General features: G+C 57.2%; 21 protein-coding genes, 1 tRNA gene, 2 rRNA genes and 2 pseudogenes (1 of these 26 only partly in view). 12 read left to right on the plus strand and 14 right to left on the minus strand.

The features are described 5' to 3' along the window. Positions 1 to 35: 35 nt before the first annotated feature. The 3 genes from HQN82_RS18325 to HQN82_RS18335 form a co-directional block, all read right to left on the minus strand. Positions 36 to 1,385 carry a sensor histidine kinase gene (locus tag HQN82_RS18325; protein WP_173615500.1) on the minus strand — a complete coding sequence of 450 codons (1,350 nt, stop codon included), beginning with the start codon at positions 1,383 to 1,385 and terminating at the stop codon, positions 36 to 38. A 1-nt stretch (position 1,386) separates the two neighbouring features. Further along, positions 1,387 to 2,061: a response regulator transcription factor gene (locus tag HQN82_RS18330; protein WP_173615501.1), complete on the minus strand. Its 675-nt coding sequence runs from the start codon at positions 2,059 to 2,061 to the stop codon at positions 1,387 to 1,389. 207 nt (positions 2,062 to 2,268) lie between these two features. Next, the gene (locus HQN82_RS18335; protein WP_173615502.1) at positions 2,269 to 2,553 is read right to left on the minus strand and encodes a YMGG-like glycine zipper-containing protein; all 285 of its coding nucleotides are present in this window, start codon (positions 2,551 to 2,553) and stop codon (positions 2,269 to 2,271) included. 1,046 nt (positions 2,554 to 3,599) lie between these two features. Between HQN82_RS18335 and HQN82_RS18340 the strand changes: the two genes are divergently transcribed. The 6 genes from HQN82_RS18340 (at position 3,600) to HQN82_RS18365 (ending at position 9,624) form a co-directional block, all read left to right on the plus strand. Beyond that, positions 3,600 to 4,589 (plus strand): ABC transporter substrate-binding protein, encoded by a 990-nt coding sequence (locus tag HQN82_RS18340; RefSeq protein ID WP_173615503.1) that lies wholly within the window; start codon positions 3,600 to 3,602, stop codon positions 4,587 to 4,589. A gap of 5 nt (positions 4,590 to 4,594) precedes the next feature. Then, positions 4,595 to 5,368, plus strand: coding sequence for an ABC transporter ATP-binding protein (locus tag HQN82_RS18345; RefSeq protein WP_173615504.1), 774 nt, complete (start codon positions 4,595 to 4,597; stop codon positions 5,366 to 5,368). A 31-nt stretch (positions 5,369 to 5,399) separates the two neighbouring features. Continuing rightward, positions 5,400 to 6,167 (plus strand): ABC transporter permease, encoded by a 768-nt coding sequence (locus HQN82_RS18350; protein ID WP_173616005.1) that lies wholly within the window; start codon positions 5,400 to 5,402, stop codon positions 6,165 to 6,167. A gap of 87 nt (positions 6,168 to 6,254) precedes the next feature. After that, positions 6,255 to 7,250, plus strand: coding sequence for an isopenicillin N synthase family dioxygenase (locus tag HQN82_RS18355; protein WP_173615505.1), 996 nt, complete (start codon positions 6,255 to 6,257; stop codon positions 7,248 to 7,250). Positions 7,251 to 7,321: 71 nt separating this feature from the next. Then, positions 7,322 to 8,260: a LysR family transcriptional regulator gene (locus HQN82_RS18360; protein WP_420913926.1), complete on the plus strand. Its 939-nt coding sequence runs from the start codon at positions 7,322 to 7,324 to the stop codon at positions 8,258 to 8,260. Beyond that, a complete protein-coding gene (locus HQN82_RS18365; RefSeq protein WP_173615507.1) occupies positions 8,257 to 9,624 on the plus strand; it encodes a cytosine deaminase in 1,368 nt (455 codons plus the stop codon). Before HQN82_RS18360 ends, HQN82_RS18365 begins: the two co-directional genes overlap by 4 nt. 98 nt (positions 9,625 to 9,722) lie before the next feature. Here HQN82_RS18365 and HQN82_RS18370 read toward each other — a convergent pair whose 3' ends face one another. Continuing rightward, a complete protein-coding gene (locus HQN82_RS18370; RefSeq protein ID WP_173615508.1) occupies positions 9,723 to 10,583 on the minus strand; it encodes a LysR substrate-binding domain-containing protein in 861 nt (286 codons plus the stop codon). Between the two features lie 137 nt (positions 10,584 to 10,720). Between HQN82_RS18370 and HQN82_RS18375 the strand changes: the two genes are divergently transcribed. Then, positions 10,721 to 11,824 (plus strand): MFS transporter, encoded by a 1,104-nt coding sequence (locus tag HQN82_RS18375; protein ID WP_210259565.1) that lies wholly within the window; start codon positions 10,721 to 10,723, stop codon positions 11,822 to 11,824. A 92-nt stretch (positions 11,825 to 11,916) separates the two neighbouring features. Here HQN82_RS18375 and HQN82_RS18380 read toward each other — a convergent pair whose 3' ends face one another. Further along, the gene (locus HQN82_RS18380) at positions 11,917 to 12,876 is read right to left on the minus strand and encodes an NAD(P)-dependent oxidoreductase (protein ID WP_173615509.1); all 960 of its coding nucleotides are present in this window, start codon (positions 12,874 to 12,876) and stop codon (positions 11,917 to 11,919) included. Positions 12,877 to 13,095: 219 nt separating this feature from the next. Here HQN82_RS18380 and HQN82_RS25770 point away from each other — a divergent pair, with 219 nt between their 5' ends. After that, positions 13,096 to 13,950, plus strand: coding sequence for a LysR family transcriptional regulator (locus HQN82_RS25770; RefSeq protein ID WP_223216012.1), 855 nt, complete (start codon positions 13,096 to 13,098; stop codon positions 13,948 to 13,950). A 455-nt stretch (positions 13,951 to 14,405) separates the two neighbouring features. Here HQN82_RS25770 and HQN82_RS18390 read toward each other — a convergent pair whose 3' ends face one another. From HQN82_RS18390 to HQN82_RS18410, 5 genes are all read right to left on the minus strand, one after another. Beyond that, entirely contained in the window at positions 14,406 to 14,939 is a 534-nt protein-coding gene (locus tag HQN82_RS18390) for a hypothetical protein (protein WP_234904917.1), read from the minus strand. Between the two features lie 112 nt (positions 14,940 to 15,051). Further along, positions 15,052 to 15,441, minus strand: a complete 390-nt coding sequence (locus tag HQN82_RS18395) for a hypothetical protein (protein WP_223216000.1) — start codon at positions 15,439 to 15,441, stop codon at positions 15,052 to 15,054. A gap of 179 nt (positions 15,442 to 15,620) precedes the next feature. Then, entirely contained in the window at positions 15,621 to 15,932 is a 312-nt protein-coding gene (locus tag HQN82_RS18400) for a hypothetical protein (protein ID WP_107341728.1), read from the minus strand. A gap of 259 nt (positions 15,933 to 16,191) precedes the next feature. Beyond that, positions 16,192 to 16,821: a hypothetical protein gene (locus HQN82_RS18405; protein ID WP_173615512.1), complete on the minus strand. Its 630-nt coding sequence runs from the start codon at positions 16,819 to 16,821 to the stop codon at positions 16,192 to 16,194. 169 nt (positions 16,822 to 16,990) lie between these two features. Further along, positions 16,991 to 17,383, minus strand: a complete 393-nt coding sequence (locus HQN82_RS18410) for a winged helix-turn-helix transcriptional regulator (RefSeq protein ID WP_173615513.1) — start codon at positions 17,381 to 17,383, stop codon at positions 16,991 to 16,993. 81 nt (positions 17,384 to 17,464) lie between these two features. Here HQN82_RS18410 and HQN82_RS18415 point away from each other — a divergent pair, with 81 nt between their 5' ends. Then, positions 17,465 to 18,196, plus strand: coding sequence for an SDR family NAD(P)-dependent oxidoreductase (locus tag HQN82_RS18415; protein WP_107341731.1), 732 nt, complete (start codon positions 17,465 to 17,467; stop codon positions 18,194 to 18,196). Positions 18,197 to 18,283: 87 nt separating this feature from the next. Here HQN82_RS18415 and HQN82_RS18420 read toward each other — a convergent pair whose 3' ends face one another. Further along, positions 18,284 to 19,036 (minus strand): SDR family oxidoreductase, encoded by a 753-nt coding sequence (locus HQN82_RS18420; protein WP_173615514.1) that lies wholly within the window; start codon positions 19,034 to 19,036, stop codon positions 18,284 to 18,286. A gap of 96 nt (positions 19,037 to 19,132) precedes the next feature. Here HQN82_RS18420 and HQN82_RS18425 point away from each other — a divergent pair, with 96 nt between their 5' ends. The 3 genes and pseudogenes from HQN82_RS18425 to HQN82_RS25550 all read left to right on the plus strand — a co-directional run. Continuing rightward, on the plus strand, positions 19,133 to 20,083 hold the full coding sequence (locus tag HQN82_RS18425; RefSeq protein WP_173615515.1) for an AraC family transcriptional regulator: 951 nt from the start codon (positions 19,133 to 19,135) through the stop codon (positions 20,081 to 20,083). A gap of 23 nt (positions 20,084 to 20,106) precedes the next feature. Next, positions 20,107 to 20,322 (plus strand): annotated as a pseudogene (locus tag HQN82_RS18430) (integrase core domain-containing protein); the annotation flags it as partial. A 5-nt stretch (positions 20,323 to 20,327) separates the two neighbouring features. Continuing rightward, a pseudogene (locus tag HQN82_RS25550) lies at positions 20,328 to 20,399 on the plus strand (ethanolamine utilization protein); the annotation flags it as partial. A gap of 211 nt (positions 20,400 to 20,610) precedes the next feature. Here the strand turns inward: HQN82_RS25550 and HQN82_RS18435 are convergent. The 3 genes from HQN82_RS18435 to HQN82_RS18445 form a co-directional block, all read right to left on the minus strand. Then, positions 20,611 to 20,687 (minus strand) — tRNA-Met (locus HQN82_RS18435). Positions 20,688 to 20,907: 220 nt separating this feature from the next. Continuing rightward, positions 20,908 to 21,022: ribosomal RNA gene (rrf, locus tag HQN82_RS18440) — 5S ribosomal RNA — on the minus strand. A gap of 264 nt (positions 21,023 to 21,286) precedes the next feature. Beyond that, positions 21,287 to 23,632, minus strand: a 23S ribosomal RNA gene (locus HQN82_RS18445) (it continues 455 nt past the right edge of the window).

Here is a 23,632-nt window from a genome sequence, read left to right on the forward strand (position 1 = left end):
GAAAACGCCTTGACCTGTTGACGCAGGCGACGGACCTACCGCTGCCGGAAAACGCGCTTTTCGCGCCAGCGCACGGCAAATGTGCTGCCCTTGCCTGGAGCGGACGAAAGCTCGACGTAACCGCCGTGACGGGTCACGATCTCGTTGACCATGCTGAGACCCAGGCCCGCGCCTGAGCCGTGAGGGCTGACCCGGTAGAAAGGCTCGAATATGCGCGATTGCTTATCGCTGGCAATTCCGCAGCCCTGATCGGCGATAGTCACGCTGCCGTCAGCCTCGATACCGACCGATATCTGCCCTCTTCCGCCTCCGTACTGAACTGCATTACGGACCAGATTGACGAAGGCGCGCTCCAGAGCTTCGGCATCACCAGGAACGGACAGGTTTGCCGCATCGCTGTCGAACGAAATCTCGTAACCTTCGGCAATCGCCAGGGGAGCGAGGTCGGCGACCACCTTCGACACAACGCTGTTGAGATCGACAGGTGCATTCTGCTGGGGCTTCTGCCGATACTTCTCGGTATCCAGGAGCTGGTTCGCGATCGCTGTCAGTCGCTTGATCGCCGTCTGCAGGTGTGTCTTGTCCTCACCTGGTGAAAGCGTGTCTATCCTCACCTGCAGGACAGCGATGGGCGTTCGGAGTTCATGGGCCGCGTTGACAAAAAAACGCTCTGTCGCCTCGAAGCCACTATCGAGACGACGAAGCGCCCCGTTGATGTCGCGCACGAGGCGAAGCACCTCGGTGGGCAGTCCCCGCTCTTCCACCAGGGAGCCGCGTGTGTCGAGATCTATCCTGTCGAGACGCGTCGTCAGATCGCTGAAGGACCGTAAAGCCCAGCGTGTGACAAACGGGGTGCCAATAAGCGAAATGGCGACGAGGATCAGCGCCGGCACGCCGATGGCAAGGTTTCCCAACAGCATTGTCACACCATATTGGGACATTGAAACACCGCCGGCAAAAATCGTCGCCTCACCGGCCTGCGTGTCGAAACGCTCCATGCGGGCGACACTCAACGGATCGTCTAGATCACCATGAAGTTCGACACTTCTAAATGTCCGTAAGAATGGCATGTTGTCGGCAATTTTCCCGGGGGGCACGCCATGCGCTAGAACGATATCTTTGCCCAGGTCTGCCACGAACCAAAGGTTAGGCGAGTCTTCCATAATCTTTTTAAGTTCAGCCGTCGGCTTCAGACTTGCTTGGCCATTCGGCTCGAGACGGACTGAATCTGCGATTTCCTGAGACAGCCAGATGGACGTGATCGCCACATCGGGCTTGAGGCCGGAAAGGAGATGGAAAACCAGGCTGAGCGAGGCGATGACCGCACAGAGCTGGAGGACAATAAAACCGAAAGTGAAACGCCAGCGAAGGGATGTGCTGGTCATCCTATTTCTGCTCATAAAGGTAGTAGCCTATGCCTCGAATATTTTTGATAACGATGTTGGCCTCCGCTTCGCCAAGCTTTCGGCGCAGACGCGACATGTTGGATTCCAGTGAGTTCGACTGGATCTCATCGTCAAAGGAATAGACCTGACCCTCAAGGGACGAGCGCAACACGGTCCGACCACGGTTTCTCAGGAGCGTTTCGATGATCAGCAGTTCCCTGCGGGTGAGCGCAAGCCGGACGCCGTTGACATGTACATCGCATGACACGCGATTGTAGGTAACGTTGCCGGCAGCCAGGACGGAAGATCCCGTTGTCGGGGCCCTCCTCAACACAGCGCTCATTCTCGCGACCAGTTCGGGGATTTCGAAGGGCTTCGGTAAATAATCATCAGCACCGTCATTGAGCCCGGATATACGCTCGTCGGTAGACCTCAGAGCGGAGATGATGATCGATCGCGTGTTTGAACCTGCGCCACGCAAATCCGCAAGGAAGGTACTGCCATCACCATCAGGCAATTGCCGGTCGATAAGGACGATATCGTAGTCCGCCATGGCGATCGCTTCCCGCGCCGTTGCCAGATCGCCAACCGCATCGAGAACGATGCCATGCTGCGAGAGGGCCACCCTCAAGGCATCCGTCATTTCTGGATCGTCTTCGATAAGTAGAAGTTTCATAGTCGCCTACTCAGTCAAGTCGGACTATCGTTTCCGATAATCCTTACAGCAAAACGACGGCCATTGGTTGAGATAAACTCGACGTTCGTGACGTCGTGACCATCAGATTACCGGATGTCATAAAAATGCTGCGGACGCGGAGACTGAAGAACCGGAGTTCGTCTGTATCACTCTCACCTTTGACGTGCGGCAGCCCGGCTGCAATCTCTAGCGGCAGCGGCCGTAATAATCCCGATATCTGCAGCCGTAGTCGCGGCGATCCCGTTGTTCCCAGCGGTCGCGGCGGTTCCTGTCGTTACGTTCGCTGATGTTGCCTATCACAGCGCCACCCGCGCCGCCTGCGGCAGCTCCCACTGCGGCGCCTTCCCAGGTACCGCTTGCCAGCCCACCGATGATAGCACCGCTCGCCGCACCAATGCCGGCGCCCTTTTCCGTCTGGCTGCACGCGGTCAGTGCCACGCAGACGAGTACGCCCAAGATGATCTTTTTCATGCCTGTCCTTCCGTTCACCGCCACGGCGGCCGTCATCGACCGCTGAGGCAGAGACGTATTACCTCCGAAAATTACGGGGAAGTTACGCAGAACCGTCGCCATCAACACCTGTCGAAAGAACGATTGCCTCTGGGACGCGTGTCTTAACCGCCGCCCATTTATAGACTGTAGCTGTCTTCACTGCCTTTCAGGATGAAGAGCCGAAATGACTAAGCGCAGTCCTTCGCCAACGTTCTTGCGCCCCGACCGAAGGGCTTATCTTCTGATTTTGTGCGCTTTACGCTGGAGTGCGGATTGTCAATCAGCAGGTCTCGTTCGGACAGGCTTTGACCAGCGCCTACTAGTCTTTGTCGCCCAGGCCCTTTTACAGCGCCCCATTCGTCAACTGATGAACCATGGCAGTGTCGGGCAGCATAAGGATGTTGTGGGCAAGTGTCATACGATGACAATACTCAAGACTGGACGACCGCCCGGCAAGGCTTATTGGCGCTCAGGCTGTAGCGCCTGCGTAAGGGTCCTTCGGCCATCGGCCCGAAGAGATTTCCGCTCCCGCCGTCCTAATAATTCGAACGATCAATTCCTAAGCAGACGAGTAAACGCTTTTGACACAAATTCTCATAATAAATCAATGCAGTAGTGCCTGCGTCGCTTGACGTGGCACCGAACTCAAGCCAATCCTGCTTAATTTTGAGGCGCATACAGAATTTCATCAAAACTCTTGCGAAGAGCAGCTCTTGCGTGAGACAAAGGCTTTGCGAGTAGAAGCGGTCTGAGCCTTGGTTCTGGACATTGCTCGACGGGTAAATCTGTCGAGGAGATGTTAGAATGTGCCGAAAAATCAGTGACCTCGCCCTCACAGCAGCAGAGCCCGACGTCGGCTCCGATCAACTTCGCGCGCACCGTCGCCTTACATGTCTGAGCTGCAACCGGCCCGAGAAACGCGACTGCACAACTGCGATGTTCAGTCCAAATGGTTGCGATCCAGAGCGCATCAGCAATCGCTATCCGTCCTTAAAAACCGAACACTAATTGCGAAAGGTAGACCTATGTCTCGCACCAAGATTGCCCTCTATGCACTTGCCGCAACCCTTTCCTCGGGTGCCGCATCCGCCGCCGACAAGGTGATCTTTCAGCTCGACTGGCTGCCCGGCGGCGACAAGGCGCCGATTTATGTCTGCATCCACGAAGGCTTCTGTCCGGAGGCCGGGCTGGACGTCGAGATCGCTTCCGGCCGCGGCTCAACCGACGCCATTTCGCGCCTTGCCGCGGCATCCTCCGACGTCGGCGTTTCAGACATCGGCGCCTTGATGGCTGCCCGCGCCAATGAAGGCGTGAAGGTCACTGCTATCATGTCGGTATTCAACAAGGGGCCGCACGCTTTCTACGTTGCCAAGGGCGGTTCGATCGAAAAGGTTGCCGACGTCAAGGGCAAGACGATCGCGACCTCGCCTTTCACATCGTCCAATGTCTATCTGCCGCTGGTGCTCAAGGACGCTGGCATCGGCATGGCGGATATCAAGCTCATCAAGGCCGATCCGGGCGCGCTCGGCCCGATGCTGATGACAGGCAACGCCGACGGCATCATCGCCTGGATGACCGACCTGACGCGCTACAGCAATCAGGGTAAAGAGGCTGGCAAAGAGATCGTTGCCCTGCCTTGGTCCGCAGCCGGCCTGGAGCTCTACTCCGCATCGCTGATCGCCAGCGACAAGTTCCTTGCCGAACGTCCCCAGGTTGCCGCCCGCTTCGTCGCGGCCTACAGGAAATCCGTCGAATTTGCGAAAGAAAATCCACAGAAGGCTGCTGCGGCTGTCACCGCCATCGTACCGGAACTCGGCTCGGAAGATGTCGTGGGTTCGCTCAAGGATACGCTGCCTCTGATCTTCAACGAGGTGACGGACAAGGACGGCCTTGGTGTCTTCGAGCCCGCTCGCCTCGCCGCGACATGGCGCCGGGTCTCCGAAGCCCAGAATATCGATCCGGCCAAGCTCGATCCGGAAACGATGGTCAACCGCACTTTCGCGGCAACGGAGTGAGCGTCATGGCGACGCCCGCTATTCGTTTCGACAGGCTTGGACAGGTTTTCGAGACCCGGTCTGGGCGCACAGAGGCCCTGTGCGACGTCAGTTTCGATGTCGCCCGGCACGAGTTCGTCTCGATCCTTGGCCCCTCGGGCTGCGGGAAATCGACCCTGCTGCGCATGATCGCCGGACTGTTGGAACCGACGTCCGGTTTGGTGGAGGTTTTCGGTCTGCCGGTGACGGCCCCACGCGACGATATCGGCATCGTCTTCCAGAAGCCGACGCTGCTTCCCTGGGCGACAGTCGAAGACAATGTCGTGTTTCCCGCCCGCCATAAGACCGGCCGGGTGACGGCAGAAGAACGCGAACGGGCGGGCGAACTTTTAGGGATGGTCGGGCTTTCCGGCTTCGAGAAACGTCTGCCCGACGAACTGTCCGGCGGCATGCAGCAGCGCGTCGGCATCGCCCGCGCATTGCTGATGGACCCGGATATCCTGCTGATGGACGAACCGTTTTCCGCGCTGGACGCGCTGACCCGAGAGGTCATGGGTTTTGATCTCCTGCGCATCTTTTCGGAGCGCCCAAAGACCGTCGTCTTCATCACTCATTCCGTCAGCGAAGCAGCACTTCTTTCCGACCGTGTGCTGGTGATGACAGGCCGACCGGGCTCCATTCTCACTGAAGTGAACGTTCCCGTGACGCGGCCGCGTGGCCCGGAAACTGCAAAGGACAAGGCGATCCATGAGCTCTCAGACTATCTCCGCGATCTCCTCCTCAACCGCCGTGCCGCATAAAGGCGGGACGTCTCGCACGCAGCCTGCCTTGATGAAGAGGCTGTCTGCGTGGCCGGGTATTACAACGGCGGCAACCTTGATCGGCGCCGTGCTGTTATGGGAAGCTGCGGCGAGGCTACTCTCGATCCCCAGCTATCTGCTCCCGCCGCCAACCGCGATCCTCGGTTCGTTTTCGTCCATCGGCTTTGAACGTTGGGCAGGACATATCGGCGCCACGTTGCGGGTGGCCTTAATCGGTTACGCACTGTCGATCGTCATCGCCATTCCGCTCGCCGTCGTCATGATGCGTTCGCCTTTTCTGTCGCGGACGCTCTATCCACTGCTCGTCGTCGTCCAGTCGACGCCGGTCGTGGCGATCGCTCCGATCATCATTGTGGTGCTGGGTGCCGGCGATGCGCCGCGTGTTGTCATCACCTGCCTTATAACCTTCTTCCCGCTTGTCGTGTCGACGGCCACAGGGCTTGCAGCGACGCCACCGGAGCTCATCGAATTGTCACGAAGCCTGCGTGCGTCCTGTCTGCGTGAGATCACTCAAATCCGTCTACCGTTTGCCGTGCCCTATATCTTCTCGGCGCTGAAAATCTCCATCACGCTCGCTGTCATTGGCGCGGTCGTCGCTGAGTTCTGTGCCTCGGAGGCAGGCGTTGGTTATTTCATCCAGTTGTCGACCTCGCTGTTCAAGCTACCCCAAGCCTGGGCCGGGCTTTTAGTGCTCGCGGCGATGTCTCTCTTCCTCTTTCAGATTGTGGTTTGGGCCCAGAAGCTCCTGTTTCCCTGGAGCCTGCCCAAAAACCGCTGAACCCCTCCGGAGTAGAAGCAGTCGGGCTCTGGCCCGGACATTGCTCCTCAACCGCCGGTCTGCCGGCTATTACCAAGGAGAATGCTTGTGAATATGCAATCAGACAATCTTGCCGAGCTCGCCAAGGAAGCGACGATCGGAGGTATGGGAACGACCGTGGATCGGGAAATCCCGGTTATCGATCTCTCCGATTTCGAAAACCGCAAGCAGAAAATTGCCGACGAGCTGTGGCAGGCTTCGGTCGATATCGGGTTCTTCCAGGTTTACAACCACGGCATCCCCCAGGAAGACATAGACGCAGCCTTCGACACCGCATGGACCTTCTTCGAACTTCCAGCCGCAGTGAAGGCCAAAACCCCGATGCCCAAGGGTGTCAACGCCGGCTGGGAGTTCAAGGCGCAGGTCCGCCCTTCCACCGGCACGCCGGATAATAAGGAAAGCTTCCAGCTTACCCGGCCTGACATGATTCGCCTCAATCTTTGGCCAAGTGAAGAGGATCTACCGGGCTTCCGGGAAAAGATGCTCCGCTTCGAGCGTCAGAACTGGGAACTGGGCATGCGTATCCTGTCGTGCTTCGCACTGAAAATGGGTTTCCCCGAGGATTTCTTCACCAAGGCCCATGATCCGTCATCGGCAGAATATCAGTCTACTTTGCGGCTGATCCACTACATGTCGATGGAGGACGCCAAACCTGAAGATTTCCAGTCCTGGCGAGCAGGTGCCCATTCTGACTTTGATTGCCTGACCATCCTTCACCAGAAGGAAGGCGAAGGTGGCCTTCAGGTTTGCCCGGGGAAGGATGCGGCACTGAAGCAGTGGACGGACGTTCCGCCACGCAAGGGTTACATCACCTGCAACATTGGGGACATGCTGATGCGCTGGTCGGATGACCAGTTACAATCCACGTTGCACCGGGTGCGTATGCCACGCGAGGGCGAATATATGGGTCGTCGTCTGTCCCTGCCCTTTTTCTGTCAGGCAAACCGTGATGCCGTCATGCAAGGGCCACTTGGGAAATACGAGGCGATCACGGCAGGCGAATATCTGACCCGTCGCATCAACGCCAATTTCGCCAAGAAGTGACATTGAAGATGGTCCGTTGCAATGACATCGTGGAACAGTCAATCCGACTCCCGTCAGGCAACGGACCAATCATGCTTCATGGACGCGCGCTGCGCTACATCGACGAAGTGGCCCGGCAGGGCTCGATCCGCAAGGCGGCGAAGACATTGCATGTCGCCGCCTCCGCGGTGAACCGCTACATACTGGAGCTTGAAGAAGAGCTGCAGGCGCCAATTTTCGAGCGCCTGCCCCGCGGCTTGAAACTGACCAGTTCCGGCGAAATCCTGATCCAGCACATTCGCGAAACCCTGCAGGCGCATCAGCGCATGCGTGCGCAAATCCAGTCACTCAGGGGGCTCAATCGCGGAGAGGTGGTGGTTGCGACCATGGCGACACTTGCCGCCGGCCGGCTCGCCGATATCGTTGCCGCCTACCGCGAGAAACACCCACAAGTGAGCCTGCGGATCATGGTCGGCGACCGGGCGACGGTAGCGGAGATGGTGGCGCTGGGCCAGGCCGACCTCGCCATCGCCTACAATCTGCCGGAGGATAACCGGCTGCAACGCGCCGCCGAATTTCGCCATGCCTTGGGGGCGGTTGTCTCGCCCGGCCATCCGCTCGCAACCCGCAAGACCGTGCGCATGTCGGAGTGCCTGCTCTATCCACTGGTACTGGCGGACCGGTCTCTGTCATTGCGGGAGGTTGTCGAGGCAACGGTTCCGGCGCGTGCCACCCTCGCCCCGGTCGTGGAAACCAATTCGATGGAACTAATGAAGCGCCTCGCCCTGACGGCGCCGCATATCACCTTTCTCAATCGGCTTGATGTCGATCGGGAAACGGCGACCGGTGAGCTGATTTTTATCCCACTGACCGGAACCGGCTCGCTGCAAAGGCTGAATATCCTCCACCGAGCCCGCGGCTCGCTTTCGCACGCAGGCAGTCATTTCCTGCATTTCGCGCAGGAGCGTCTGCTCGCTTCATTCGATGAAAGCCGACCGCCCGGCGAACCAACCGATAGAGACCCACCATGAACGATCTTTCCCCTTTTCCCAGTCTTGCGGCCCGGTTAGCGAGAACCGAGCGCATTCGCCTTACGAAGGCGTGCGTGCCGGTCGCCTTGCTTGCCGATGACGTACCTGAAGGTGCAAAGACGGACCGAAACGGCTCAGCCCTCGTCGATATTCTGATCGAGGACGGCAAGATCGCGGCCATAATGCCCGCTCTCGCCGATGGCGGTGACGATTCAATCGCCCTCGATGGCCGGCATGTTTGGCCACTTCTGATCGACGCGCACGCCCATCTCGATAAGGGCCACACCATGGGACGAGCCCCAGATTCCGGCGGCACGCATCCGGGCGCACGCGCTGCAACGACTGCGGACCGTATAGCCCATTGGAATACAGAGGACCTTCTTCGTCGGATGGAATTCGGCCTCGCGGCGGCCGATGCTCATGGCGTCGCCGCTATCCGCACCCATCTAGATAGCCACGAGGGGCAAGCGGAAATCACCTGGAGTGCTTTTGCCAAGGTGCGCGAGCGCTGGAAAGGCCGCATCACCTTGCAAGCCGCCGGCCTCGTGCCGCTCGATGCCTACAGCGGCGACTATGGCGCGCGTCTTGCCGATATCGTTGCCGGCCACGGCGGCCTGCTGGGTGGCGTCACCCGCCCCGCGGGCGGAACGCATGGCTCAGGCCTCAACGACATCGATCTGCTACTTGATCGGCTGTTCGTGCTGGCGAAAGAGCGGGGACTAAATGTCGACCTGCATGTCGATGAGGCCGCTCAAGCAGATGCGTTGCCGCGTGTCGCACGCGCCACCATCCGCCATGGCTACGAGGGCCGCGTGACCTGCGGCCATTGCTGTTCGCTTGCACTTCTGAGCGAGGAGGAACTGCGCGACAGGATCACACTCATCGCGGATGCCGGCCTTTCGATCATCACGCTGCCGACGGTCAACATGTATCTCCAGGATCGTGAAGAAGGCCGTACGCCACGCTGGCGCGGGGTGACGCCAGTGCAGGAGTTGCGGGCAGCCGGAATTTCCGTGGCTGCGGCTGGCGACAATTGCCGCGACCCGTTCTTTGCCTATGGCGATCACGACATGCTGGACACCTGGCGGCAGGCCGTGCGCATCCTGCATCTTGACCACCCATATGCAGACGCGCCCGCGCTTGTCGGCCCGACCCCGGCCAAGATCATGAGCATCGATGGCGGTACGATCGGCGTTGGACGTTCGGCAGACCTCATGATCCTGGAGGCCTGGAGCCTTGATCAAGTCATCGCTCGCCCACATGCCGACCGCGTGATTCTCCGCAAGGGTACCCTCGCCAACAGCGCATTGCCCTCTTACAGCACGCTTGCAGATTTCCAGCTGGCCGGAGCCTCCCCCATATAGAAACGATAACAATGCGCTGGCGAAACTCGTCGGATCCCTTGGCAATTCGGATAAGCTATCAGTGCTCAGCCGACAAGTCGACGAAATCGCAAGTTGCTTCAGGCGTGGTGCAATCCGCCGATGGCTCTTTTGATCGTGTGTATGCCTCGTTGCGCCTGGTGGGAACGGACCTGAGACAAGAGCATGATGTCGCGAGGTGGCAATGGGGGAAGACCAAAGGTCTCGCCAAGATCGTGCAGCTCGTCCTCTGTCGCTGCAACGGAAAGCACTCCTACGCCGAACCCAGCAAGGATCGCCGCTCGAAGGTTTGTGGCGGAGGTAGCAATGAAAGCTTCGCGCCATCGGACATCTGCAGCACCCAAGGCGGTAATGGCCATCTCTCGCATACTGCATCCTTCGGGATAAATAACGAGAGGAAACCCTTCGCCAGTTTTGTGCTTAACCTCGGACCTTCCGAACCAGCCGAAACGTGCAAGGCCAATCGTCTCTCCATGCCGCCGAACTGCTGCATGCTTAAGCAGAATGACAGCATCCAGCTCGCCCTTTTGATAAAGGGCAAGAAGCGATTCCGACCCATCGACGGTCAGATTGACGATCAGATCCGCGTTCTCGCGCGCGACCGAAGCCAAAACGTGTGGAACATTCGGCCCTGACAGATGGTGACTGATCCCTATTCTCAACTGGGACTGATGGGTTTCAAACACGCCCATGGCCCGATCATGCGCAATCAGGAAGTCGCGCGCCGGCTGTAAAAAGGCCTGTCCGGCCGAGGAGAGTTTCAGGGTTCGGGTGGATCGCTCGACCAACAGGAGGCCCAACTGTTCTTCAAGCCGGCGCAAACGCATGCTGACGGCTGATTGAGTGGTGTTGAGCGCATGCGCCACCTTGGTGAAACTCTTTTGTTCGCTCACCAGAATGAAAGTCAGCACCGCCTGGGGATCCAACATCCGCAATGTCATATATTCGTGCTCGTGATCACTGAAATCTGTTTGACCCCACTTCTAAAGGCCATACCGGACTGCGTAAAGCGCGTATCTAATTCTCAAAATAAGAGGGCCGGAAGCCGCACGCATCTGGACCTGACGGAGCTTGAAAAGTGGCTGAAACCGCAGAGCAGGAAATCCAATCCGCCCGCAGCCGGGTGACGTATAATTTCAACCTCGTTGGCATCCGTATCGTGACGGCCGTCACGCTCTTTGCGGTGTTGGGCGAAGCTAATATCTGGCTCGATACTACAACGAATACCGTGCTGGCCCTCGGCTATCGCTTCGGCCTCGTTTTGCTGCCAGTGACAATTCATCTGTTTGGTGGCCGGTCCTTGCTGGTCTCACTCGCCGCAATGGCGGCAGGCGCCGGCTTGCTGTCTCTCAATGGCGGCCTGATGCAATCGCTTTTTGCGGCATGCCTCTTTTCCTATGGGGCAGCAAACAGCGGATATCTGATCAAAAATGTTGCCGCGCAGACCAAGCGCGGCTCGGCCAACAACCGAATTGCCATGAATACCGGCGCCTTCATTGCCGGCCTTGTCGTCATGCTGCCGTTTCTGACAAAAGACGTGCTCTTCTGTGGAGCTGCTGGGCTGATTGCGGTATGCGCCTTCGTCGCCTTGCCGCGGCGCTTTGACACGAGCCTCATTCACGTCAAGATATTTCAAGGGCAACCGGCCGTGGCCATCGTCGCATGGATAGCTGTCGGCACAGCAATGGGAATGTTGCTGTTCGGCGTTTTCTCGGTGCTGCCACAGACAATCTTGAAATCGGGGCAGTCGCTTCCTGCCTGGTACGGCCTTATGATTATCCTCAACAGCGCGGTGGTCGTTCTTGGGCAGATACCGACGTTAAAACTGATCGAGATGACCGGGCGCTTCCGTCTGATGGTGATCTTCACATGTATTTTCTCCGGCTTTATGCTTCTGGCGCTCCCCGAGAAATTTCAAATCCATACGCTCGCCGGCGCAGTGGTCTGGGTGTTCCTGATTTCTCTGGCGGAATGCACGTTTGGCCACATCGATTATTATTCTGTCCGGCAGAAAACGATGTTCGTCAAGGAAATCTGCATCGGCATTGGCGCGGCATTGACCGTCGGCCTCATGCGCTGGGTGCCATTGCCAATCAGTTCGATGCTTGTCGCAGCGATTGGCATTCTTTTGACCCTGGTATGGTGGCTCCTCACGCGGCGAAAGTTGAGCGCATTGGACTAAGGCAAGCCTCGGCACTCGACTGCAGCAAAAGGATCGTCAAATGAATGTGGGGGATATAATTATCTATGTTTCCGAATGCCGGAAAACTGGGCTCAACCGCTGGCTAAGGGCACCCGGTTTGCCACCGGCAAGCCGTGAAAATGTGCTTCAAGATTAGACAGCACCATGTCTTCCTGTGCGTTTCGCGCGTCGACAGTTGCATAAGCCAAATGCGGGGAAAGGATAAGATTGGGCGCCTCAAGAAGACTGTCGGGCAGATGGGGCTCGTTTTCAAAAACGTCCAATGCGGCGCCAGCCAGCTCCCCTTTCTCAAGTGCCTCCACAAGGGCAACGGGGTCGAGCAAGGAGCCGCGCGCAATGTTGATAATATGCCCTGAACTACCAATGCGTCTTATAATGTTTCGGTCGATGATATGCCGATTGTTACCGTCCGCCCGTGCAGCAACGACCAGCACGTCGGCCCAATCTGCCAGCTCCTCTAGCGTCGGAAAGAAATGATAAGGAGCTCCTTCCTTTCGTTTCCGCCCATGATAACCGACTTCCATATCGAAAGCCGTCGCCCGGCTTGCCACCTTTTCGCCGACAGCTCCCAGCCCAAAGATACCAAGTCTCGTCCCTCTTAAGCCCGGAACCGCAGCCATATTGACAACCCCGCTATCAACCCAGCGCCGTTGGCGAACGAAGCGATCAGCTTTAAGTATCTGGCGTGTGGATGCGATGATCAAACCCATCGCAAAGTCAGCGACACTTGACGCATTTGCGCCTGGACTGTGGGTCACAATCAGATTTCGTTCCGATGCACGCGCCAGATCAATGCCTTCGTAGCCGGTACCGAAAAACGCCACCAGCTCGAGGCTCGGGCAGCCATCGATTACCGCTTGGTTGATCGCAAGACCTCCTTTGGTAATCAGCGCCTTTGCATCGACCGGAATAGACAGGAGTTCACCACTGAGTGGGATCTCGATGGGACCGACAATCGTGTAGTGCGTTGAAAGAAGGAGCTTGAAACGGTCCGAAAAATCGCATCCTAGGAGGATTTTGGGTTTATGCATGGTTTAAGCCCTTTCTGAGAGCTGAACGTTAATAGAGGACCAGGCGCTGACATCGACCGTAGAACGAGACGCGAGCCAGGGATCGCGGCTGAAACTGGTGTGTTCAAATACTTGAAGCGGCACATAAGTAATTCGCATGGCAACCGATTGTCGAACGCTACTTTCTTACCTTCATCATTAGTGATACTAATGGGCATGATCATGAAGCACCCGCCACCCATGCCTGCCCTTCGAGCATTCGAAGCAGCGGCACGGTTGGGTAGCTTTACTGCCGCAGCCCAGGAATTAAATGTCACGCAGTCTGCGGTGAGTCAGGCGGTTCGCCAACTCGAAAGACATTTGGGACGCGATCTCTTCAATAGGGTCGCAGGCGGCGTGGAACTGACGCCGGAGGCGAGACAGTTCGGGGCAAGTCTGAGTGTAATACTCGATGATCTCCTCGAGGCGACGAATGCGGTCCTCGCCCAAAAGACACCCGTTACCGTTTCATGCGCGAGATCGGTTTTGAACCACTGGCTGCTCCCCAGATTAAGTGGGTTTCAGCGGCGACACCCAGATGTGCCGCTTCAGATTGTTGGAACCGGCCCCGGGGCTGTCGAGACCACGGCCGAGGTCAGTTTGGTAACCGCGCCTATCGCTGCGCCACCACCAGATGGCCAGCTGCTTTGGCTCGACCACTTGATCTTGGTTGCTGCGCCGCAGCTGGCGAAACGTGTTCGGGAGCAGGGAGACACGCTGGAAGGCGTACCCAGGATTGACACCTTCGGAGCAGACTGGGTTAGGTGGTACGGGGAGGATCCTGTTCCAAAGGACCCGACACCATTTTTGGCGCTTCGCCTGCGGGAGCCGACAGCCATAATCCGAGCTGCAATAGAGGGACTCGGTGCCGCGCTGCTGAGCGAACGTATGACAGCAGATGATGTTATTGCGGGCCGCTTGGTCATGCTTAGTGATCGGCGTTATGCGAGTGATAGAGGGGTTTGGCTGCAAACCCGCCACCCAAGCCTGAGCCCAAGCGCAGCGTTGTTTGCAACATGGTTGAGAGACGAGGTCGGGGCACTATCCACGCGCTGACCCTGTCGGCGAAAAGACCCGGAGGGATTTCCTGCCTGGAAGACGATCGCCCTATCCGTCGCGCGGAACGTTACATCCAGTCGACCTTTGCTGCTGCCATCTTGTCGGGTCTTTGTCATCCAATACCTCAGCAGCAGCGATTTTCATGGCCCGTATCAGGATGCGTGACAGTACCTGCATTGCGGCCCCCCCGCATTACGCGGAAGCTCATCCTGAGATTGGTGAGGGAGAATATCCGGTCGATACAGCTTTATTGCGCGACGACACCTGCTCTGCACAGCGGCTCCGTGCATGTCGATTCAGTACCTTGCGAAGCAGGGGTTTACATGACCGCTCGGCGCAGGGTTTCGCTTCACATCCCATCATGAACAGCTTGCTTCGCATCGTTGGCACCGAGGGATCGCCGGATGGCTTCACCCTCCTGAAGTAGCGAACGCCTGCCGTCGAATGAGGTTTCAAGTGGCTTTTTCGAATACATCTGCCTCACTCTCGGTCGTGAAGGTGAACGTGACCAGTTCGCTGTCATCGTCCTGCCGGAGACCCATGGCAGTTACAATCAAACGCGCGATCTCGTCCTGTGCTTCACTTCCCGAGCGGTAAGACCCCACGGCCTTCTCGATGGCGGGGCCGAATACCTCGCTGATTACACCGAGACGCATATTGTATTTCATGATGATATCGCGGTCCTCGATGATCGCTGCCTGTTCGGCCTTTGGGATGCCGGCGTTCTCCATGGCAGTTATCGTTGCGTTCGTCGCGAGCTTGATCGGACCTTCTTCCAGCCAGCGATCAACCATCTGATGGAACTGGCGCATCCGCTCGGCAGGAATTGTTCTCTGTACAGTGATCGACATCCGGATTCCTTTGTCAGCTCTCATGCGAATACACTTTTTGCTTCGCTTCAGCTGCGACGCGCTACCCTGATAGTCAAAACACGTCGGCAATTCCAGATGGAGTCCACGCAGAACCGGTTCGTCAGACTGTCTCATCGGGTAACGCCATCCAGGAGCGTGAAGATGCCTCGTTCGCTCTACAAGGAAAACTTCAGGCCTTTCTTCCTACCGCACTCGCACGAGGAAGCTGCGCGAGCTGTTCCTAAACTCAAGACCTGCGTTGATCGGCCTTGAATGCGCCGTGGTCTTCGAAGACCCCAATGGCTCCACGCTGTTGCAAGACGTACCGACTTTCAGCAAGTATTTCGCGATACCTCTGGACCTTTGCGGCGCCCATCCTGCGCAAATCAACCCTCGATAGAGGTGCTGACTGGACTGGAAAAACGGCTTCGTTTTCCAGAAGGTCCAGCAGAAGATTACGCATGACCGCATTTTCCTCTCGCAGCTTCGCCAGCTCGATAACCTTTGCGCTCGATTCAAACCGCCTTGCGATGGCTTTGTCGATTTCGCGTTCGACAAGGAGAGCCTTGGCGGCGAAATACCGACAGGCAAAGAATGTGACCGCGAGCGCGCACAACGCGAAAATAACGTAGATCATTTCGACCTCCAGGTAACCCCTGAAATCGATACTCTGCCGCCTGTTTTCAATACGGATTCGGGCCACTTGACTGAAAAATCACATGCTCCTGAAACCCGCAACTTGTGAATTGCGAAGACGGCGCTCACTCCGAGGTTGCAACCCTCAGGCGCGCCGCCGTCAGACGTTTCGTGATCTCGTCACCATGAAAGGTAGGTCGCTTTTCTCACAGGATATGCGAAAGGCTGACCGTTCTCAACGACGAAACCCTTGCGATACATGCAACTGCGCACCTCGGTGGAGCCATAGGCACCTGCATAGAAACCCACGTCGCCATATGATGGGTAACGTTCGATACTGCATCTATCGAGGGCTGCCTGATAGGCCATCTCCAGTACATGGTTACCCATCACCGGAACGGTGCCGTAAAGATGCAATTGGGTCCGCGCTTCCGCCGCTGCCGCCGTAAAGGTAACGCTTAGAACCACGCTTAAAGCCAGCTTGAGTCTCATGACGCGCCTCCAAAGAAATTATTGTGACGAGCAACGGGGATTTTGTCCTGTTTGTTCCCTCAATCAGAAGTTTCTCCCACATTGTGGTGGGGCGGCTTCCATTATGTCCCGGCCGGAAGTCTATGCCACCTTCCATTGCGCGAAGGTCGACCCAGGCCCGCGGCCACGATTGATGCTGCGTGATAACAACAGAACGTTCCGTAACGCTGGAGGGACAGCCTCTCGAAATCGCTGGAGGCACCATGTTTGGTGCGATTGCCTAGCGAAGGAACCCTTCCCGATCGAACTCTCCCCATCCACGGAGGTCGGCCGCACCTTCATCGACCTTTTGACCCGCCTTGTCTCCAGGCGTCATCTTCTTTTTGAGCGATCGAACCAGCCGCCTCTGATAGGCCGCTTTCTGTCGTTTTTCTGCCTTCGCCTCAGCGTCCTCCACCCGCCACTCTTCCACGACCCCGCGATCGAGAAGGTCCTCGACCACCTTCGGATCGAAGACATGGAAGGTGATGCGCCGGGCACGGCCGTTCAGCCGCACAGTTCTCGTCCCGGCGCTCTTGAGACGTCCATCCGCGAGCCAGCGATGTCGCTCGCTCGTCTTGATGGCGAGGATGTCCTGTATCTCGCGCGGGATCACCGGAAGATTTTCGGCTTCCATCATCACGCCGGCCACGGTCCTCGCAGCTGCGTCGAACGCGTTTTTGTCGCGGGCCGGCATCGCGAGCGTGATCTCGTTGCCCTCCAGGCTGATCGCTTTCTTCAAAGCCGCAGGCAGTCGGGCCTGCATTTCCTGCAGAATGCCTTTCGCTCGCACCGACGATCCCAGCGTCATCGCAGGCGACAACATCCACGTCCTGATCAGTTCGATATCGCTCTTCTCGAGTTTCCGCATCTCTCCTAGATAGTGCCGATCTCCTTTCGTTCAACGAGGTGAACTGTTCGGCGACCGTAGATTCAAACCATCCCACGATTATCGGAAACGCCCTGCTTAGCGGGTATGGCTCTCCGATTTAAGGCGATGAGCCTTCCGGCCAGCAGGTGCTCAAGCGGCCATCGCGATATCAGCGATGATTTGCCCTGTTGTCATAACGCAGCGCAGCCGCCTCGACCTTATCGCCATTAGCTATTGCCCATGAGCACAGGGCCTCAAACGGTTGCCGCAGAGAATGGCCCAGCGGGGTGATCGCATATTCCACACCCACCGGCTGGGTCGGCAGGACGGTCCTCGTCACAAGACCGTTCCGCTCAAGCCTCTTTAGAGCATCGGCCAAGGCCTTGTGGGTGATACCGTCGAGACGGCGCTTGATCTCGTTGAAGCGCGAGGGCCTGGGACAAATCACCGTCAGGATCAGGATTGTCCATTTGTCCGCGATCTTGTCGAGCACGGGGCGAACCTGCGCCATGTCTCTAAGGGCGCTCTGAGAAAGTGCTTCAAGGTCGGTATACTCGTCCATATCTAGGCTACTCAAGGTGCGTAATTGATACCAGATATCTAATGTATATCATGCAGCGACCATCAATTGAAAGGACTTACGATGGCTCGGATGAGTAACAAGGTTGCCCTGATTGTCGGGGGCGCCAAGGGTATCGGCTTGGCAATTGCAGAGCGGCTTTCGGCCGAAGGAGCGATGGTCTTCATCACCAGTCGCCGAAGCGAAGATGCCGAAAAGGCGGCAACTGCCATCGGTCATGGTGCGGTCGGCATTGTCGCCGACGCCGCGCTCCCCGAAGATATGCGAGGGGCGGTCGAAAAAGTGAGAAGGGAACACGGCCGTATCGACGCCCTGGTCTTGAACGCCGGTCTTTCCGAGCCTGCCGAGATCACGGAGATAACGCCTGAACACTTTGACCGCCACTTCGACGTCAACGTTCGAGGAATGGTCTTCGGCTTCCAGGCGGCTCTGCCGGCGATGAGGGAAGGCGGCTCGGTCGTCCTTGTCGGGTCAATTGCCGATAGCGGCGGCTATGCTTCCTATGGCACATATGCTGCGACCAAGGCAGCCGTGCGTTCCTATGCACGAACCTGGACTGCAGAACTGGCATCCAAAGGTATACGCGTTAACGTCGTCGCACCGGGTCCAACCGATACGGAAATGATGGCTGCGGTTCAGCCAGACATGCGCGCGGCCATTGTCGCTCCGATCCCGATGGGACGGATGGCGCGACCCGCCGAAGTGGCTTCAGCTGCCTTGTTCCTGTTGAGCGACGAGGCGAGTTACATCGCCGGTGCCGAACTGTGTGTCGATGGCGGCTTGCGACAGGTCTGAGCCAGAATTCGAAACGCTGTACCCGATCTGGAATGGCCGGGTACAGCAAACGCTCGACAGCAAAGCGACGGATCGCAATTTCGCTGATTACAGGCCCGCCTCAGCCATCCATAGCGCTGCGTCTGCACCTGCCGGTATGCGCAGTGGCGCGGACGGATCGGTGGCCACCTTCCAGATCGCTTCCGCGACGTCGCGCGCGTGGGTTACGGGGCCCTTGTCGTCCTGAACATTCCTGACGAACTGCTGCAAAAGAAGCGCATAGTCCGCATCGTCCATGCCGCGCAGGTGTGGGCGGGCACTGGCGCCGAAACTCGTTTCCGGCGAACGTCCGGGCAAAACGATGTGGACGCGAACGCCGAAGGGCTCCATTTCAATCGCAAGGGACTCGCTGAGCGCATTCACTGCGGCCTTGCTGGCGCGATAAACCCCGATGACCGGAAGTGGTTTCAGTGTAACCGAGGACGTAACGTTGATAATGACGCCGGCCCGGCGACGACGCATTTGCGGGCCGACGGCCTGGATCATCGCCAGAGTGCCTATCGTGTTTGTCTGAAAGAGTGCCTGTGCGGTCTGGGATGCAGTCAGTTCGACAGGAGATGGTGCACCGAAGCCTGCGTTATTGACGAGAACATCGATTTCGCCCGCTGCCTTCACAAGCCGTGAGATGCTGTCCGGGACGGTGACATCGAGTGCTAGAACACGCAGACGCCCGGACGCAGGGAGTAAGCTCTCGTCGGGCGTTCTCATCGTCGCGATCACGTCCCAGCCTTTTTCGAGGAACAGTTTTGCAGTTTCGAGGCCAAAGCCCGAGGAACAACCGGTTATCAGAATTGCGGGCATTATTTTCTCCATAGGTGGCTGTGTCATTATGGTAGTGACCCGAAGGAAGACTTTATATATTCCAAGCTCCTCATTTCTTTAGTAATAGTCCTGGATATGACAACAGACCCGCTCACCGAGATCGTCACACTCCTGCAACCCGCCGCCCGGGCGTCGAAACTGGTGGAGTGCGCCGGTGCATGGCGTATACGGCGTGAGGGCACAGGCGAGCCGTTTTATTGTGCCATCCTGGAAGGGCAATGTCGGGTCACTTTCGGTGGCCGACAAACGTTTATCCTGCAGGCCGGAGACTTCATTCTCGCGCCTGCCATGCGCGATCTCGTCAACGAAAGCTCCAACGCCACAGCCGACTTGCCGGCGACGGTCCCGACAAAGATCAATGAGGGACATTTTCGTGTGGGACCACATGACGGCCCACCCGCACTACGAATGCGTATCGGACGTTGCAGCTTCGGCACACCGGATGCGGCCCTGCTCGTTTCTTTGTTGCCGGACGTGATTCTGGTTCGCGACAAACCCCGGCTTGCGACGTTGATGCAGTTGATCGACGAGGAGACGCAGGAACAGCGCGCAGGTCGCGAACCGGTTCTGGAACGACTTATCGAGGTGCTGTTGATCGAGGCACTACGGTCCTCAACCGACACCAATTCTGCACAGGGCCTCGGCAGAGGGCTTGGTGATGAGCGCCTTTCGGCGGCACTTCGGGCTATGCATGACCGTCCCGGCCATCCCTGGACCGTCGTTGATCTCGCGAAAAAGGCGGCGCTCTCCCGTTCGGCATTTTTTGCCCGCTTCCACCGAATAGTCGGGGTTGCGCCGATGGAATACCTGCTGACATGGCGTATGGCGTTGGCAAGGCAGCTCTTGCGGAGCGGTGATCTCGCAATCGAGGATGTAGCCGAACGGGTGGGATATGGATCAGCAAGTACGTTCAGCGTGGCTTTTGCCCGACGCACCGGCATCCCTCCTGCTCGATACGCCCGTATGGCAGCACAGAACGGCGAGGGAACAGACAAGCGATTGGCACGACAACCGGCGGAACTCTGACAATGCGGTCGGCCTATCGACAATACGCCCGACCAGCGCTTTCAAACTGGCGCAGCGATTACAACGATCACCGCCCGCATTCCGGCCTCGGCTGGCTGACACCTGCCGAGTTCGCTCAGACAATAAACCCGCGACGGGATGCGGTGCTGCGCAGCGAAAATGGCTCCGCACCGCACCCCGCCGCTACCGCCCCGAATACAGCAACCCAAAACCGCTGGAGCGAACTCGAAACTGGATAAACTTGGTCACGATCCGCTCTCACGAAGAAGGAGCATTGACTGCTTATGTGACCTATCCTCATTGGCAGCAGCCGTAGACGTGATTGGCGCAGATTAGCACGGCTTCGAGGCATGGCGCATCCGAGACTTTGTGAAGCCGGGTTGTTTTCGGATTGTTCGACTGTATTTGGGTGCATGCACTTGCCGCGGGTGCTTGGGGCCGGATTTGTGCTATCGTTGAGCCATGCCCAAAACGCAAGAAAGCCCTCTTTTGGGAGAGGGCTTTCGTGTTTGCTTTCTTCGTAATTTTGGTTGCGGGGGCAGGATTTGAACCTGCGGCCTTCAGGTTATGAGCCTGACGAGCTACCGGGCTGCTCCACCCCGCGTCCAGCGCATTCGGCAAGGCCGAATGTCGCGGTTACGTCGTTGCTTTAGCGACGACGGATCTTTGCCGGAGTAAATTGCGGAGCAATTTATCTCCTGTAAGGGACGCGCTTGGCGTTTTCCTTAAGTTTTGTCTTAAACTGCAAAAGGCCGCTTTTGGCGGCCCTTTTTTTTCGGCTGGGCCGAGGGATGTGATGAGAAGATTTTTGATGCGTTTTGCAGACCTGGCAGCGACCTACTCTCCCGCGTCTTGAGACGAAGTACCATTGGCGCTGGGGCGTTTCACGGCCGTGTTCGGAATGGGAACGGGTGCAGCCGCCCCGCGATAACCACCAGGTCGGCAAAACGCAACATTGTTCATGTTTTCACATGAACGTTGTTTTCGAGAAGCTGGGAAGCTTGCGCTTCGTTTTAATTTACACGTCGTTTCTGTGACTTATCCGTATGTTGCCTTGCTCGAGGTCGAGCGTGGCGCCCATACAGGACGCTAGTCCGTCGCCAATCGTTTGGCGCGCCGTCTGCAGCGTAGTGGCCGAAGGCCACGTCAGCGTGAAGACAGAACAGATCATCAAGCTTTGCTTGATGAGCATGAACAATGGGAACGAAGAAGTCGATCGAGCTATTAGTAACGGTAAGCTTCACACATTGCTGTGCTTCCACACCCGTCCTATCAACGTGGTCGTCTTCCACGGCTCTGATAGGGAACACTCGTTTTCAGGTTGGTTTCCCGCTTAGATGCCTTCAGCGGTTATCCATTCCGTATATAGCTACTCTGCTATGCCCTTGGCAGGACAACAGATCCACCAGAGATACGTCCATCCCGGTCCTCTCGTACTAGGGACAGATCCTGTCAATATTCCTACACCCACGGCAGATAGGGACCGAACTGTCTCACGACGTTCTGAACCCAACTCACGTACCGCTTTAAATGGCGAACAGCCATACCCTTGGGACCTGCTCCAGCCCCAGGATGCGATGAGTCGACATCGAGGTGCCAAACAACCCCGTCGATATGGACTCTTGGGGGTCATCAGCCTGTTATCCCCGGCGTACCTTTTATCCGTTGAGCGATGGCCCTTCCACACGGGACCACCGGATCACTATGACCGACTTTCGTCTCTGCTCGACTTGTCAGTCTCGCAGTCAGGCTAGCTTATGCCATTGCACTCGACGACCGATTTCCGACCGGTCTGAGCTAACCATCGCGCGCCTCCGTTACTCTTTCGGAGGCGACCGCCCCAGTCAAACTACCCACCATACACTGTCCCGGATCCGGATAACGGACCGCGGTTAGACATCCACGAAGATAAGGGTGGTATTTCAAGGATGGCTCCACAGAAACTGGCGTCCCTGCTTCAAAGCCTACCACCTATCCTACACATGCCTTGGCGAATGCCAGTGTAAAGCTATAGTAAAGGTGCACGGGGTCTTTCCGTCTGACCGCAGGAACCCCGCATCTTCACGGGGAATTCAATTTCACTGAGTCTATGTTGGAGACAGCGGGGAAGTCGTTACGCCATTCGTGCAGGTCGGAACTTACCCGACAAGGAATTTCGCTACCTTAGGACCGTTATAGTTACGGCCGCCGTTTACTGGGGCTTCAGTTCAGAGCTTGCACCCCTCCCTTTAACCTTCCAGCACCGGGCAGGCGTCAGACCCTATACGTCGTATTGCTACTTCGCAGAGCCCTGTGTTTTTGATAAACAGTCGCTACCCCCTGGTCTGTGCCACCCCATCATACTTGCGTACAAAAGGGTCACGCTTCTTCCGAAGTTACGCGTGCAATTTGCCGAGTTCCTTCAACATAGTTCTCTCAAGCGCCTTGGTATACTCTACCTGACCACCTGTGTCGGTTTCGGGTACGGTCTATACGGTGGAGCTATTTCCTGGAACCTCTTCGCCGCCCAACCAATCCAATAAGGTTGAACAACACACGAGATCCGTCACTACCACCAGGCCCACGAATATTAACGTGGTTCCCATCGACTACGCGTGTCCGCCTCGTCTTAGGGGCCGGCTAACCCTGCTCAGATTAACTTTAAGCAGGAACCCTTGGTCTTTCGGCGAGGGAGTCTCTCACTCCCTTTATCGTTACTCATGTCAACATTCGCACTTCCGATATCTCCAGCAGCCCTCACGGGTCCGCCTTCACAGACTTACGGAACGCTCCGCTACCACTTGCGATTACTCGCAAATCCTCAGCTTCGGTGCATGGCTTTAGCCCCGTTACATTTTCGGCGCAAAGACCCTTATTTAGACCAGTGAGCTGTTACGCTTTCTTTAAATGATGGCTGCTTCTAAGCCAACATCCTGGTTGTTTTGGGATCCTCACATCCTTTCCCACTTAGCCATGACTTGGGGACCTTAGCTGGAGGTCAGGGTTGTTGCCCTTTTCACGACGGACGTTAGCACCCGCCGTGTGTCTGCCGACTAGTACTCCTCGGTATTCGGAGTTTGGTTAGGATCAGTAAGACGGTGAGTCCCCATAGCCCATCCAGTGCTCTACCCCCGAGGGTATTCGGTCGACGCTCTACCTAAATAGATTTCGCGGAGAACCAGCTATTTCCGAGTTTGATTGGCCTTTCACCCCTAGCCACAAGTCATCCCGAACTATTGCAACAGTTATGGGTTCGGCCCTCCAGTTGGTGTTACCCAACCTTCAGCCTGCTCATGGCTAGATCACTCGGTTTCGGGTCTAATGCAACTAACTCAATCGCCCTGTTCAGACTCGCTTTCGCTGCGCCTACACCTACCGGCTTAAGCTTGCTAGTTACACTAAGTCGTTGACCCATTATACAAAAGGTACGCCGTCACCCTTGCGGGCTCCGACTGTTTGTAGGCATCCGGTTTCAGGTTCTATTTCACTCCCCTCGTCGGGGTGCTTTTCACCTTTCCCTCACGGTACTTGTTCGCTATCGGTCATGCACGAGTACTTAGGCTTGGAGAG

Source organism: Agrobacterium pusense, from assembly GCF_013285525.1.
In the GTDB taxonomy this organism is placed as follows: domain Bacteria; phylum Pseudomonadota; class Alphaproteobacteria; order Rhizobiales; family Rhizobiaceae; genus Agrobacterium; species Agrobacterium pusense.